General features: G+C 62.2%; 14 protein-coding genes. 9 read left to right on the forward strand and 5 right to left on the reverse strand.

Features of this window, described 5'->3' with window-relative positions; genetic code table 11:
* Positions 1-99: 99 nt before the first annotated feature.
* The 5 genes from ABID59_RS04990 to ABID59_RS05010 all read left to right on the forward strand — a co-directional run bounded on the left by ABID59_RS04990 (position 100) and on the right by ABID59_RS05010 (position 3,847).
* Positions 100-1,134, forward strand: a complete 1,035-nt coding sequence (locus ABID59_RS04990) for a glutamine synthetase beta-grasp domain-containing protein (RefSeq protein WP_148753007.1) — start codon at positions 100-102, stop codon at positions 1,132-1,134.
* Positions 1,135-1,328: 194 nt separating this feature from the next.
* Positions 1,329-2,030: a GrlR family regulatory protein gene (locus ABID59_RS04995; protein WP_148753008.1), complete on the forward strand. Its 702-nt coding sequence runs from the start codon at positions 1,329-1,331 to the stop codon at positions 2,028-2,030.
* Between the two features lie 19 nt (positions 2,031-2,049).
* The gene (locus ABID59_RS05000; protein WP_354082633.1) at positions 2,050-2,733 is read left to right on the forward strand and encodes a substrate-binding domain-containing protein; all 684 of its coding nucleotides are present in this window, start codon (positions 2,050-2,052) and stop codon (positions 2,731-2,733) included.
* 32 nt (positions 2,734-2,765) lie between these two features.
* Positions 2,766-3,587, forward strand: a complete 822-nt coding sequence (locus tag ABID59_RS05005) for a tetratricopeptide repeat protein (protein ID WP_354083103.1) — start codon at positions 2,766-2,768, stop codon at positions 3,585-3,587.
* Positions 3,588-3,697: 110 nt separating this feature from the next.
* Positions 3,698-3,847, forward strand: a complete 150-nt coding sequence (locus ABID59_RS05010; protein ID WP_084292415.1) for a hypothetical protein — start codon at positions 3,698-3,700, stop codon at positions 3,845-3,847.
* 327 nt (positions 3,848-4,174) lie between these two features.
* On the opposite strand, the gene ABID59_RS05015 is transcribed toward ABID59_RS05010, so the two are convergent.
* The 4 genes from ABID59_RS05015 to ABID59_RS05030 form a co-directional block, all read right to left on the reverse strand.
* A complete protein-coding gene (locus ABID59_RS05015; protein ID WP_354082634.1) occupies positions 4,175-4,462 on the reverse strand; it encodes a hypothetical protein in 288 nt (95 codons plus the stop codon).
* Between the two features lie 84 nt (positions 4,463-4,546).
* Positions 4,547-5,554 carry a SphA family protein gene (locus ABID59_RS05020; RefSeq protein WP_354083104.1) on the reverse strand — a complete coding sequence of 336 codons (1,008 nt, stop codon included), beginning with the start codon at positions 5,552-5,554 and terminating at the stop codon, positions 4,547-4,549.
* Positions 5,555-5,725: 171 nt separating this feature from the next.
* Entirely contained in the window at positions 5,726-7,168 is a 1,443-nt protein-coding gene (locus ABID59_RS05025) for a DUF1254 domain-containing protein (RefSeq protein ID WP_354082635.1), read from the reverse strand.
* 108 nt (positions 7,169-7,276) lie between these two features.
* Complete coding sequence (locus tag ABID59_RS05030; RefSeq protein WP_354082636.1) at positions 7,277-8,734, reverse strand: DUF1254 domain-containing protein; 1,458 nt, start codon at positions 8,732-8,734, stop codon at positions 7,277-7,279.
* Between the two features lie 586 nt (positions 8,735-9,320).
* Between ABID59_RS05030 and ABID59_RS05035 the strand changes: the two genes are divergently transcribed.
* The 4 genes from ABID59_RS05035 to ABID59_RS05050 all read left to right on the forward strand — a co-directional run bounded on the left by ABID59_RS05035 (position 9,321) and on the right by ABID59_RS05050 (position 13,166).
* Positions 9,321-9,803: a tail fiber domain-containing protein gene (locus ABID59_RS05035; RefSeq protein WP_354036166.1), complete on the forward strand. Its 483-nt coding sequence runs from the start codon at positions 9,321-9,323 to the stop codon at positions 9,801-9,803.
* A gap of 8 nt (positions 9,804-9,811) precedes the next feature.
* A complete protein-coding gene (locus tag ABID59_RS05040) occupies positions 9,812-9,964 on the forward strand; it encodes a GFA family protein (protein WP_246230022.1) in 153 nt (50 codons plus the stop codon).
* Positions 9,965-10,685: 721 nt separating this feature from the next.
* Positions 10,686-11,066 carry a tautomerase family protein gene (locus ABID59_RS05045; RefSeq protein WP_354082637.1) on the forward strand — a complete coding sequence of 127 codons (381 nt, stop codon included), beginning with the start codon at positions 10,686-10,688 and terminating at the stop codon, positions 11,064-11,066.
* A gap of 357 nt (positions 11,067-11,423) precedes the next feature.
* Positions 11,424-13,166, forward strand: a complete 1,743-nt coding sequence (locus ABID59_RS05050) for an FAD-binding oxidoreductase (RefSeq protein ID WP_354082639.1) — start codon at positions 11,424-11,426, stop codon at positions 13,164-13,166.
* 69 nt (positions 13,167-13,235) lie between these two features.
* Here ABID59_RS05050 and ABID59_RS05055 read toward each other — a convergent pair whose 3' ends face one another.
* A complete protein-coding gene (locus tag ABID59_RS05055) occupies positions 13,236-13,856 on the reverse strand; it encodes a TetR/AcrR family transcriptional regulator (RefSeq protein WP_354083105.1) in 621 nt (206 codons plus the stop codon).
* Positions 13,857-13,918: the final 62 nt, after the last annotated feature.

A 13,918-nucleotide genomic window follows, 5' to 3' on the forward strand; every position in this document is an offset into this window, starting at 1 on the left:
GGCACGTTAAATGCTTGTAAAGCGCCGGCCGATGATGGCCGGGTACAAACGTGCGGGGGCTCTCAACCCCACCTTTCGCATCATCTACAGAGAGGCTCAATGACCAAGTATAAGCTCGAGTACATCTGGCTCGACGGATATACGCCGACTCCGAACTTGCGCGGCAAAACTCAGATCAAGGAATTCGCGTCGTTCCCGACGCTCGAGCAGCTTCCGCTCTGGGGCTTCGATGGCTCCTCCACCCAGCAGGCCGAAGGCCACAGCTCGGATTGCGTGCTGAAGCCGGTCGCGGTGTTTCCGGACGGTGCCCGCACCAACGGCGTGCTGGTGATGTGCGAAGTCATGATGCCCGATGGCAAGACCCCGCACTCGACCAACAAGCGCGCCACAATTCTCGATGACGAGGGTGCGTGGTTCGGCTTCGAGCAGGAATACTTCTTCTACAAGGACGGCCGTCCGCTCGGCTTCCCGGCTTCCGGTTATCCGGCGCCGCAGGGCCCGTACTACACCGGCGTCGGCTACTCGAACGTCGGCGACATCGCGCGCAAGATGGTCGAAGAGCATCTCGACCTCTGCCTCGCGGCCGGCATCAACCACGAAGGCATCAACGCGGAAGTCGCAAAGGGCCAGTGGGAATTCCAGATCTTCGGCAAGGGCTCCAAGAAGGCCGCTGACGAAATGTGGATGGCCCGCTACCTGATGCTGCGCCTGACCGAGAAGTACGGCGTCGACATCGAGTTCCACTGCAAGCCGCTCGGCGACACCGACTGGAACGGCTCCGGCATGCACGCCAACTTCTCCACCGAGTACATGCGTACGGTCGGCGGCAAGGAGTACTTCGAGGCGCTGATGGCGGCATTCGACAAGAACCTGATGGACCACATCGCCGTCTACGGCCCGGACAACGACAAGCGTCTGACCGGCAAGCACGAGACCGCGCCGTGGAACAAGTTCAGCTACGGCATTGCCGACCGTGGCGCCTCGATCCGCGTGCCGCACTCCTTCGCCAACAACGGCTACAAGGGCTATCTGGAAGACCGCCGTCCGAACTCGCAGGGCGACCCATACCAGATCGCTTCGCAGATCCTGAAGACGATCGCGTCCGTCCCGGCTGACAAGAAGGCCGCGGCTTAAAGATCCTCCCGGCCCGGGCTGGGGGCTGGCCCGGGTTGGCTTTTTAAATCCGCCGGAGCTGCAAGGCTCCGGCGGATTTTTGCATTCCGATGACACCGCTTGTTGTGGGTCTGGCGGCCATGCCGGCCTGTCCATGTCAGGCAAAATCGGGATAGAGTGCCTGCAGGATGCGCGCGGGGCCGGGGACACGGCTGGTGTTTGAAGGCTTCTACAAGGTACGATTTCAGCTCGGCGATAGCGTCGGCCGGAGCGTGATGCATGCCGGCAATGGCACGATGCTCGGCGGCAATTCGGCGTTCGCCCATATCGGCACCTACGAGAAGACCGCGGACGGCGTCGACATCGTCATCAAGACCGTTCGCCACAACCCCGATCCGACCTACCGCGCCATGGCCGGCACCGATGATGCGACGCTGATCGCGAAGGGTTTTGCCGACGGCGATCTCTACCGTTTCAAGGGCGAGCTCAAGGAGCTACCCGGCGTGCCCTTCCAGTCGCTGATGACGCCGATCACGGAAGACGAGGTGCCGATCGCCGGCGGCGTCGGGGAGGCCGGCATCGTCGACGGCCTCTACTCGATTCACCTGCGCATGCTCGACGGCGTCGACGGCGGGCTCACCGGCGTGATGCTGCTCAACCGCGGCCGCATCCTCGGCGGCGATGCGTCGTTCTATTACCTCGGCAGCTACACCGCCGCGAACGGCCGCTGGAAGGGGCAGATCCTCAACCAGGAGCACACGCTCGCCAAGGACGATCCGATCTTTGGCGGCCACGAGGTCGGCATCGGCTTCTCCGGCAGCTATGACGGCGAGGAGGCGGTGCTGGAGGCGACCGCGCTTGCCGGCAAGCGCAGCCTGCGCCTGACCGCGGCGCTGAAGCTGATGCATCGCGCCTGATCGCTACGGGGAATTGCCCATGGAAAGAATTCGCATGCTCTCGACGCTCGGCCTGATGGGCGCGATGCGCAGCCTGTCCTCCGCGTTCGAGACCGCGAGAGGCATTCACGTCGATGCCGACTTCGCGCCGACGCTGGCGCTGCTGAAGCGCTTGCGCGCCGGCGAGGCCGCCGACCTCGTGATCCTCACGCGCGAAGGGCTCGACGAGATGATCGGCGAGGGCCGGGTGATCGCGGACAGTGCAGCCGACCTGGCGCGCTCCTATGTCGGCCTCGCCGTGCGAAAAGGCGCGCCGCATCCCGACATCGCCAATGAGGCTGCGCTGCGCAAGACGCTGCTCGCGGCGCGATCCATTGCCTATTCGCGGCTCGGTGCGAGCGGCGTGTACTTCGCCCGGCTGATCGCGCGCATCGGCATTGCCGCCGAGATCGACGCCAGGGCGACCATCGTCGAGCAGGGCTTTACGGCCGAGCGGCTCGTCAGCGGCGAGGCCGACCTCGCCGTGCAGCAGATCAGCGAGCTGAAGCAGGTCGAGGGCATCGAGGTGATCGGCCCGGTCCCGCACGATTTGCAGACGCCGGCCGTGTTCTCCGCCGGATGCATGGTAGATGCGAAGCGGGCTGAAGATGCCGACAGGTTGTTGCGCTATCTGGCATCGCCGGAGGTCGCGTCCGTGCTGCGCCAGTCAGGACTCGAGCCTTGAAATCGCCGGCACGCGGACGCAACGTGATGGCCATGCGGATCTGTCTCTTTGCCATCCTCGTCGCGCTTGCCGCGCCCGTCGCCGCGCACGCGCAATCGGCCGATCTCGTCCTGTGCGACCGTGTCGCCGCCGATCCCAGCGATCCCGACAAGCCGGCCGACGTGAAGGGCGTGCCCGACATCGCCGCCTCCGACCTCGCGACCGCGATCAAATTCTGCAAGCAGGCGGCAAGCTCATCGCGCCGCGCGATGTTCGCGCTCGGGCGTGCCTATGCGGCCAACCGGCAGACGGCTGAGGCGATCGCCGCCTGGCGCAAGGCGGCCGACAAGGGCTCCAGTGCTGCGATGGTCGAGCTCGGCGTCGCCTATGGCAACGGCTCCGGTATCGCGAAGGACGAGGCGCAGGCGCGAAAATTGTTCGAGAAGGCGGCGCAGGCCGGCAACCCCCGCGGCGTCTCCAACCTCGCAGCGCTCGGCAGCGCAGGCGGTGGCGCTCCCGCGGACCCTGCGCAGGCGCGCACGCTGCTCGGCAAGGCCGCCGAGACCAACGCGGAGGCGCAGTACCAGCTCGGCCTGATGCTTGCCAGCGGCAATGGCGGGGAGAAGGACGACGTCGCGGCGCGCGCGCTGTTCGAGAAGGCGGCGGCGCAAAACCATCCCGGCGCGCTGGAGCGGATGGGCGCGTTCGCGCAGGAAGGCCGCGGCGGTCCAAAGGACAAGGACGCCGCAAAGGCCTATTACGAGCGTGCGGCCGCGCTCGGCGACGAGGACGCCAAGAAGGCGCTGGAGCGGATCCGCTGTCCCTACGCGATCAAGGACAAGCAGGGCAAGCTCGTCACCACGCTGTGCTTCTAGAAAGCGATCCTGCTCACTTCATGTCGCAGGCGAGATTGTTGCGGGCGGGTTGGAAAAGGAACTTGCGCGGGCAGGGGCCGTTGACATCACGTCAAGCAGGAGGCGCAACCATGATCCGCAAGCTCGCATCCGGCGAATACCGGCTCTATTCGCGCAAGGTGAATCCCAAGACCGGCAAGCGCCGCAACCTCGGCACCTTCAAGAGCCGTGCGGCGGCCGAGAAGCACGAGCGCGACGTGCAATATTTCAAGCGTCACTGACGGCCCGACGAGCGCTGCCCCGTGAGGCGGGCAAACCGAAACGTCGAAAACAACCCCATGCACAGTAGCCAAGTGGCTGACAGAATTGCCAAACGGCTCAGCGAAGCGGCGCGATGCGGATTTTACGAAATCCAGTTGACCCGTCGGGCAAAACAGGGGCATGATGGCATCATGGCACGATCGGCTCCGCGAGCGGCCTCTGCGCGAATTAGCCGGACAGCATCGGCGCGGCGACGGTGCTGGCAACTTCACAGCTAGAAACCTGGAAGTCCTCTGACACAATGCGGAGAGGAGCAGAAGCGCAAGCGGATGGGAAGATTCCGACCGTTATCGAACGCGCTCGATCTTCGCGGCCATATCGGGCGCGCGTGCTATCCGGTACGTCGCGTTGCTGCACTTCAGTACCCAGACCACGTAGTCCGGCCTGGAGCGCTTCTTGTCTCGCGCCGCACCGAGCGACTTGTCACATGCGAACCCTTGCGTGCGGATCTGCGCCGCCAGCATCTCCTGCGGTTGTTCGGAGGCGACGGGCGTTGCCGGCGCATGTTGTGCCCGCGCAAGTGGGCTGAAAAGAACAATCGCGGCCAGCAAGATTGACGTACGCGAGTTATACATGAATGCCATCCTTCTCGGCGTCGCGCGCCCGTTGCATTCAGGCCAGGCCCGCCTAGGCCGTTGCCAACTGCTAGTCTTCTGAACCTATTTCGTCACAATTCGCCGCGTCGGCGTCACTGTGCCGGTGGGCGCTGTTGGAGAAATCGAAAAGGTCAGCCAGGTATTCCAGCCCGCCGGCCGGTTTTCGGCCGCGAATTCGCCGTATCCCTTCAGATTGAGATATCCTTGCATGTCGCCAACCGGAAACAGAAAGCCAACCTGTGGGCCCACGCCTACGACCCGCGACCGGAAACCACCGAGGATCGGGTGTTGTCCGGAGTCGTCGGTGATCTGCTGATAGGCGTATCCTACCAGGCCGACGAAGACCTGCTTCGAGAGAAACTGGGAAGCGCCCCAGTCGACGTGAAAATCAGTGCCGTTCTGATATTGCGTGTCGTTGTTCTTGAAATTGTAGGTAAATCCCGCGACGGCCGAAAATTCGTGCCCCGCTTGCGGATTGAAGTAGGTGTAACCGCCGCCGCCATCGATGGCGCCGTGGCCTATGCCGAGATTGGCAAGGCGGTTTGGATCGTAGGCGCCGACGGGAACGTCTCCCGTCACATAAGTCATGAAGTTGTGAACGCCTGCGTTCCACTTCAGTGTCAGCTGTGGGTAGAGGTCGCCGACCGAGGTAATCGAATCGCCAAAGCTGCCCATCCGGGTTGCTGCGAATGGTCCGAAACCGGTTGTAAGCGTGCCGTTGAGGTCGGCACTGGATCGACCGAACAGGCCGGTCATGCCGATCGCCAATTGTCCGCCCAGCACCGGCGTCGCGAACGTGTAGGTAGGGTTGAGAAGTACCAGATCGGCCTGCGCATTGAGGCGAAGATTCAGGTCGACGTTCACCGTGGCAGGGAATCTGCCGATCTGAACCTCTCGTGCCGCAGCTGCGGCGCCGAATGCCGATACGGAGGTATGATAATAGACCTCGGCCATGGACCAGCCCGGCACCCCGGGCGTTGCCGCGAGGCTGCTGAACCGGCCCGGGAGCCAGTACGAAACACCGCTCTCATCCGCGTATGCCGCCTCGGACATCCAGCCGAGCAGCACCATTGCAGCACTGAGACCTGAGTGGGTGAGCCAGCGCCGAGATTTCCATTTGCGAGATTTCCATTTGGATGTGTCGCGCGTCATTTGTCTGCCCCAATTGGCTGGAGATCGCATGGCAGCAACGCAGGCGAGGAGGACGAGGTATTTCACTTCACGCCTCCCATCCCACTATCTCTACAAGGCCAGCTTCACGCCCGGCGGCTGCCACATCCCTTCGCCCGGAGGCAGGATCGACGGTGCTTGGGCCTTCGGCCAGTAGAGCCGCATCGCCAGGTAAACCGGGCCGTCAGGAGCCGGCAGCCAGTTGGCTTCCTTGTCGGCACCGGGCGATTTGTTCTGGATATAGATTGTCAGCGACCCGTCGACGTTCGTCTTCATTGCGGGCAGCATCGGCGAGTTGATGAGATAGCGGTTGATCGGGTTTTCGATCAGCAACTGCGTCTTGCCGTCGTACATCGTCACCGACCAGAACGCATTCACTGGGGGCAGCTGACCGGCCGGGAACGTTAGCGAGTAGTTGCGCCCGGCACAGTCGAGGGTTTGACCATCGACGTCGGCGCGCGTCATCGGATAGGTCGCCTCCGCGGCATCGTTGCCGTATATCCCTGCCTTTGCACCGGCCGCCCGCTTCAGCCAGTCGCCATTGAAGAAAGCGCTGTCGCCAAACAGCGAACTGATCCGCCAGCCGTTGACCTCCTTGCCGGCCTTTGCGACGGCCTCTTCGATCTTTCGTTCGCCCTCCTTCATGCCCAGGCCGATTTCGAGCTTCTTCTCCATCGGAAGGTCCTTGAAATTGAAGGTTTTGCCCGAGCCAACGCCGATGGTCGCAAGCTGCGCGCGAATGTCCTTTTCGTTGTCCTGAGCGGGCGCAAATTGGAGCGCGAAGTCGAGATATTCGAAGAAGTTCGTCTTCACGAGCTCCTTGTCGATCTTCGGAAAGTCGACGGTCGCTGCGGCAACAGTCGTCGGCTGTTTCAGATAGGCCGAAAGCGACAGCGCCTTATAGCCCTCCTGGACTTTCTTCATGTTCTCGAGATCGTCGGGATTGAAAAGCTGCGTGCGATAGGCCGCCACCGAAAACTGCGTGGTCGACCGAAACACCTTCTTGATCCCGGGCGGAGTTGCTCCGCTCCAGTTCGGCCCGACAACCATATAGTCGCCGGCCTCGCTTCCCGTGGCGCGGCTGCCAACATAGCCGTAATTGTAGGTGTTGCCGTCACAGAGCATGATCGAGTAGTAGCGTTTCGGGTCCACGGCCGGGACCGAAAGAACCATTGGCTCCGCCCGCAAATCCATCCACAGGATCGAATACGGCGTGTCGCTGTTCGGCGTGATGACGGCGGTATCCTTGTAGGTGTAAACGTTGGGTTCGTTCTTGATCTGGTTGAACGGGGCCTTGAACTGCCCGGAGTTGCGATCAACTGCGTACTCGTACATCACGGCGTAGTTCATCACGATCGGCAGGCCGTAGATAAAGCCCGCTTCGGCAATGTCTTTTGCCTTCAGGAAGCCCGGTCGATCGGCGCCGGCCTGGGCAAACGCCGGCAAGGACCCTATCCCCGCAAGGGCGATCGTCGTCGTCGCAGCAGTGCGAAGAAGTTCGCGTTTGGTCAACATTTGAAGCTCCTGAGGATCAACTCGCTCGCTTTTAACGATCGGTCTTCTAGGGACGTTTGTGCTCGTACGGTCGGACGCCGGCGCAAAGCGCCGGCGCTCAAATCAACTTTATTGGGCCAAGCCCACCGTTCCCGCCTGCGTCTTCACGACCGGCGGCGGATTCCATTTTCCGGTCAGCGCATCGGACCTCGGGCTGTAGAGGCGCATGGTCAGATTAAAGGGTCCCTTCGGCGCCGGAAGCCAGTTCGCATCCTTGTCCTTGCCCGGACTTTCGTTCTGGAAGAATATATCGAGCGACCCGTCTGCGTTGTACTTGAACGGCATCCAGCTGCTCACGGCAAAACGGTTGAGCGCATTGCCGACCTGGAAACCTTCCGGGTCGTATAGCGTGATCGACCAGAAGGCATCGACTGGCGGGGCAGCGCCCTTCTCGAACGTAACTGTGTACTTGTTGGCTCCATCCAGCGGCTTGTTGGTCTCGTCGCCGAGATTGAGCGGATAGATGGCATCCTCAGGCAGGTTCGCGCCCAGCCCGAGCTGGGCGACGATGGCACGCTTCAGGTAGTAGTTACCGTAGACACCCATCGAATCGGTGTTCATCGACCAGCCATTTGCGATCCGCGCCAGTGTCGGCACTTTCCAGGCCATCAGCTTCTGGCCGTCTTGCGGGGCAGTCTCCAGCGCCCGTTGCAACACCGGATCGAGCTTGCCGATGTCAAAACTCTTGCCGGGCTCGATGCCGATTTTCTTCATCTGGGCGATGATCGGCTCATCGGTAACGTGCGGCGGGTGAAGCTTGAGCAGTTCTGCGGCGCTGGCGAAGTACACGCCGGCCGACATGGTATCGACCTGGACCTTCGGCGGCGTCTTCATGTCGACGCTTGGGTCCGGCGTGAACTCGACCGGCTTGGGTGTCTTGCCATACTCGGAAAGGAGCGTGACCTTGTAACCGGCCTGAATCTTATGGACCGCATCGTAGTCCGGCGGGCCATCCGTCTTGGTGCGGCCGATCACCCAAACATAGGGCGTCGGCGCTTCGATGCGCTGGGTGTCGCTCGGTAGCTTGAATTCTTCCGCGAACTTGTCGCGCAGATCGGGCCGCCAGCCCGGGGGCGTGATCAGGAACGTGCCGGTCCTGGTGCCCGTCGTTCGCCAGCCGGGCGATGCGAAGACGTCGGTCCACATGTCGAGCATCGGCAGCAGATAGTAGCGCCCATTTGTATCCGGTGCGGAGATGACGACGGGCTCCTTGGTCATGTTCAGCCAGGAGACGGAATACAGCGTGTCGAAGTTCGATCGCACCACGCCCTTGAAATTGGCAGGGGGGTATTCCGGCACGTTGACAAAGGTATTCATCGGACCTCTGAAATCGGTCGTGCCGTTGGTGAATTGCTTTCTCGAGACGTCCATCGACATCAGCGAGTAAAAGTAGACATAGGCATCCACCGCGATGGCATGCGCTTCTTGTTCAGTGATGGCCGGTGCAGCGCCCTCCGCCCGCGCGGCAGGCGCGGCCGCCGCGCCGAGGCAAAGAGAAATTGTCAGCGTCAGAATTCCCCGAAACATGTCGAATCCTCCTCTTCTGATTTGGCGACCTCTGATTTGCGACCTCGTTCAATTCACGATGATTACCGTCGGAATGATCGCGTTCGAGGGTCTGAACATTTGAAGGTCTCAGCGTATTGCCTTGCTGCGTGGCGCCGCGGGAATTCAACACGAAGAAGGGCAGCAAAGCCGATGCCAGATGCGTTCAAACAGCTCGCGGCGGTTTTGATTGAAGCATTCTCGATCCAACGCGAGGGCGTGCATTGCTTGCAGGAGGACGTGCATGACCAGCTGCATTAAACGCTGCGTGGCGTCTGCAGGACTCAAAACAAGGTCGCTAGAAACAGAGCTATTGCGCAATTGAAGGTGCGCCGCTTGAGGAGCCTCTTTCGCTTGCAATGCGGCACCCCAAAGTATTTGCTCTTTAGCACAACCTGTCCGGGAGGGCCAGCGACGATAGTTAGTCTGCATCTCTGTCGCAATCTGGCGATGCGGGGATAGTGAATTGAGGCGCGGAAGGTATCGCCCCGGAGAACAATTGCTCGCCGGGCGAAAATCTGATCCTATTCTTTATTCCTTTGCGAGCAACAATTGAACGAAGGAGACAATGATGCGCTCGTTCCTCCTCGCTGCGCTCGGCATTACCGCCTTCTCCGCAACCATGGCCATCGAGACACCCGAGGCAAATGCTGTTGTCTATTGTGCCGCTGGTGTCTACCGCGCAGGCTGCGTCGCCCGACCTGTTGTCGGGCCCGTCGTCGCACCAGTAGTCGGCGTGCGAGGTGTTGCACGGCGGACCACCCGGCGTGTCGTCCGGCGATCGGACATGATGCTCAAGCACGACATCTTCCTGATCGGTCACCTCGAAAACGGCCTCGGCTTCTATCGCTTCACCTACAACGGCGGCAACAAATCCCATGTCGGCGTGATGGCGCAGGAAGTGCAGACGATTATGCCCACCGCGGTGCTGCGCGGCAGCGACGGCTACCTGCGAGTTTCGTACGACATGCTCGGCGTGAAGTTCCAGACCTACGACCAATGGATTGCGTCGGGCGCTCATGTCCCGGCCGGCACACCAGTTGCGCAGTAACGCGCCCGATGCAGCATCTGATGCGCAGCGGCCGTGAGGTGATCATCTACGCGGGCGCCTTCGATGATCCGCTTGGCGTGACACCTGACCGGCACGTACATTGGGCGTCGCGCGCAAACTGGTACGTCCATGGCAAGGGGTTGTTTGTGGAAGACGAGTGATCTTCGTAAAGCCAAGGACGCCAAAGAGTTGAGGAACCTGTTCAAAGCAGGGTTCTTCGGCGCGGCACCGTCCTCGGCTCCTTACGGCCAGCTCCAGGCTGGGCTTAGCGCCTCAATTTCGCTGCGCAGTCCAATAGCCTGAGCAACGTGCGGTTCCTGAATGGCCACTCCACCTCCCGCGGCCAGAATTACTGGAGAGCCGGCCTGAGCCGGACGCGAATTTGTCCTGGACTGTTACCGACGCCCGAACTGCGCCCGAACGCGCCACGTAGCCTCTGAACCTGATTAAGTTCGGATGTGTAACTATTCCGTTGGTGATGTTGACGGTGAAATTATAGGTCGGATCGCAAGTGCCTCTTTGCGTCACGAAAACGAGATCCCAGGAGCCGTCGAATGCGGAGCGGGCCTGCGCGATGGAGTGGAGGGCGACCAGGCAGCCCACGGCCGCCACACACGTGAGAAGCTTCTTCATTGTTTTGCTCCAAGCGGTCCCCCACACATGGCGGGCGGAACGGGCGAGTTCAATGCGGCTCGCCGGGGCCGGAGGAGTGATATTGAGTCTTGTCCATGCAAAAGCGGCTTCAAAGGACGTCGGTCCGAAACGCCATCTTCAAGATCACGTTCAAGATCACGGCGCCGGACGTGAGGCCTTCAAGGTCGGCCGCTAGATAGGTCGCAACGATCGCGCCCTAGAACCACAACCCGGAAGAGGAGTACGACCATGCCATTCGTTCGCATCGATCTCAGGAAGGGCAAGTCGCCCGAGTATCGGAAGAAATTGGGTGAGATCGTCTATGACGCCATGATCGAGCTGATCAACGTGCCGAAGGACGATAAATTCCAGGTCATCACGGAGCACGACCGCGCCGACCTGAACCATGCCGACAGTTATCTGGGCAATCACTACAGCGACGATCTCGTCTTAATTCAGATCACGCTCAACACCGGCCGCTCGGTCGAGCTCAAGAAGGCCTTCTACAAGCGAATCGTCGAGGAATACCAGGCGCAGTTGCAAGGTCGCCCGGATGATGTCGTGATCAACCTCGTCGAGGTCGCAAAGGAAAACTGGTCATTTGGCCACGGCATTGCGCAGTACGCGTGAACGCGTTGCGTTGTGGTGAGGGATACCACTGTAATTCCGGAAACCTATCCGCCAGACGAAACGGCAATTCCTCCTGCCGCCGTGTCCGCGTAGCCGAACGGCCGCGTGCCGCGCGACTCGTCCCCGTAGCCTCGCCGTTCGTCCCGCACCGTCGCCACTGATCCCGGACGTATCGCGTTCCGTCACTGCGTGCTTTCCGGCGGCCGAACGTGTCGGGCAGATTTCCGGCGTCGGCCGGTTCCGACAGGTCGAAATCTCGACTTGGCACGGTCGGCTGACCGTTGGGAATCGCGCGTGCAGACCTTGGGGAGATGACTGATGCACCGGAGACGTCTGCTACAGGGCGGGATTGCGACGATGATCGCAGTTCAAACCGACCTCCAGCCCTGGTTCCCACGCAACGCCAATGCGAATGTGACACCGGGGCGCGTCCGGCCGGGGATGCCTGGTTGGCCTGGCGAATCCGACTGGGCTGCGCTGAACATGGCCACCAACGGCCGGCTATCGAAGGTCGTGATGCCGAGGCTGGATGGCCCCGACGGCAAAGCGCTGCTCGCAAACCCTTTCGCGATCGGCGACCAAGCCGGCTTGACCCAAAGCTCCGGCTGGCTCGACGCATGGCGATCAGTCCCAAGCGCCTACATGGTGGCGGCCGAGACCGCAGCCGACGTGGCCGCAGCCGTGCGCTTTGCCACGGCCCACAATCTGCGCCTCGTCGTGAAGGGTCGAGGCCACAGTTATCTAGGTGCGTCGTGCGCGCCGGATTCTCTCCTGCTCTGGACGCGCAGGATGGACAGCATCACCGTCCACGACGGCTTTAGCCCGGCCGGATCGGGCGCTGCGGTCGTCCCCGCGGTCTCGGTCGGCGCCGGTGCGATGTGGCTGCACGCCTACCAGACGGTGACCGGCGGCGCGGGGCGTTATGTGCAGGGCGGCGGCTGCACCACCGTGGGCGTGGCAGGGCTCGTCCAGGGCGGCGGATTCGGCAGCTTCTCCAAGAGATTCGGTACGGCAGCCGGAAGCCTTCTCGAAGCCGAGATCGTGACGGCGGACGGCGCCGTCCGCACCGTCAATGCGGAGCGCGAGCCGGACCTGTTCTGGGCCCTGAAGGGTGGAGGCGGCGGCACGTTCGGGGTCGTGACCCGGCTGACGCTTGCGACCCATCCGCTGCCCGACACGGTCGGCGCCGTGAGCCTCACACTCCGTGCCCATTCCGACGAGGCCTATCGTCGGCTGCTTGGGCGCTTCATCGAGCTGTATGCGAGCGCGCTTTGCAATCAACATTGGGGCGAGCAGGTGCGCGCGCGTCCGGACAATCGTCTCCAGGTGACGATGACCTTTCAGGGCATCGGCAAGGACGAGGCCCGGGCGGCTTTCAAGCCATTGCTCGACTTCGCCGACGCCAATCCTGCGGACTACGAGGGCCAGGCCTCATTCTCCGTCGCGAGCGTGCCGGCACGCTACTTCTGGAACGGCTGGCTCTACCGGCTGTTCGCGCGATCGGTTGTCAATTTCGATAACCGGCGGGACGCGCCGTGGACCGACTTCTGGTGGGCCGGCGACGGCGAGCAGGTCGGCGCCTTTTGGCAGGCCTACACCTCGGCATGGATTCCGTCTTCCCTGCTCGGTCAGGAAAACCGGCCGCGCCTCGTCGATGCCTGGTTTGCGGCGAGCCGGCAGTGGGCGGTCGCGTTCCACTTCAACAAGGGGCTCGCCGGCGCGCCGGCCGAAGCGATCGCAGCGGCGAAGGACACTCCGATGAACCCCGACGTGGTCGATGCTTTTGCGCTCGCGATCGTTGCGGCCGCCGGGCCGCCGGTCTTCGACGGCTTGCCGGCGCCGAACCTGTCCGCGGGCGTCGATCACCGCGCGCGTGTCAAGGAGGCCATGGCGCGTTTGCGCTCGGCCGCACCCGAAACCGGCTGCTACGTCAACGAATGCGATTACTTCCAGGCGGGTTGGCAGAAAGCGTTCTGGGGCGACAATTACGCGCGGCTGCTCGCGATCAAGCGCCGCTACGACCCCGACGGGCTGTTCTTCGTCCACCATGGCGTCGGGAGCGAGGGTTGGAGCGACGATGGATTCACGCGGTTTGAGTAGGGCGTTGCTCGGTGCGACGTAACGGTCCGGTGAGGCCTCACCGGACGGTTACGTCGTGCGCCCATCGCCTCACGGACCTCCAGGTTCAGATGATGAGACCGACGCAGCTTCGAGCAACAGTCTGGCTGCATCGCGGCTCGCCTGCGCTATGGCTGGATCGCGTGTCGATTGGGCGATCACCAGCGCGCCTTGGATGAGTGACAAGATCTGGAGCACGGCTTGTTCAGGCTTGCTCAATGCCAAAGGCTCGACGAGCGACGCCACAAATTCACGCAAGCCCTTGAAATGAGCGGCGATGGTGGCCTGTACGTCCGGAGAATCAACGTCCGGTCCGAACTCGGCCAGTCCCCTCACGAACGGACAGCCGCGGAAGGAAGGCGATCGAAAGGCCTCGCCCAGCGCGTCAAAAGTGGCAAGGACGCGCTCCAGCGGCGATAGCCCGGGTTTTTCGGTCGAGGCCGCGAGCATCTGAAACCAGGCGGCGTCCTGGTGTCGCAGGTAGGTAGCGACCATGTTCGCCTTCGACGGAAAGTGCTTGTAAAACGTCATCTTGGCCACGCCGCTTTCGGCGATGATGCGGTCAACCCCGACAGTGTGGATGCTGAACCGGTAAAACAGGTCCGACGCTGTCCTCAGTATCCGTTCTCGCGGCGCGAGAGCGTTAAGCGGCTGCCCCTCCAAATCGATCATCTCCGGCACGTCCTGCTCCCATCCTCGGTCTGACTCAAACTCCTCAGGCGCATAGACAGACT

The organism is Bradyrhizobium sp. S3.3.6, assembly GCF_040546905.1.
GTDB lineage: Bacteria > Pseudomonadota > Alphaproteobacteria > Rhizobiales > Xanthobacteraceae > Bradyrhizobium > Bradyrhizobium cytisi.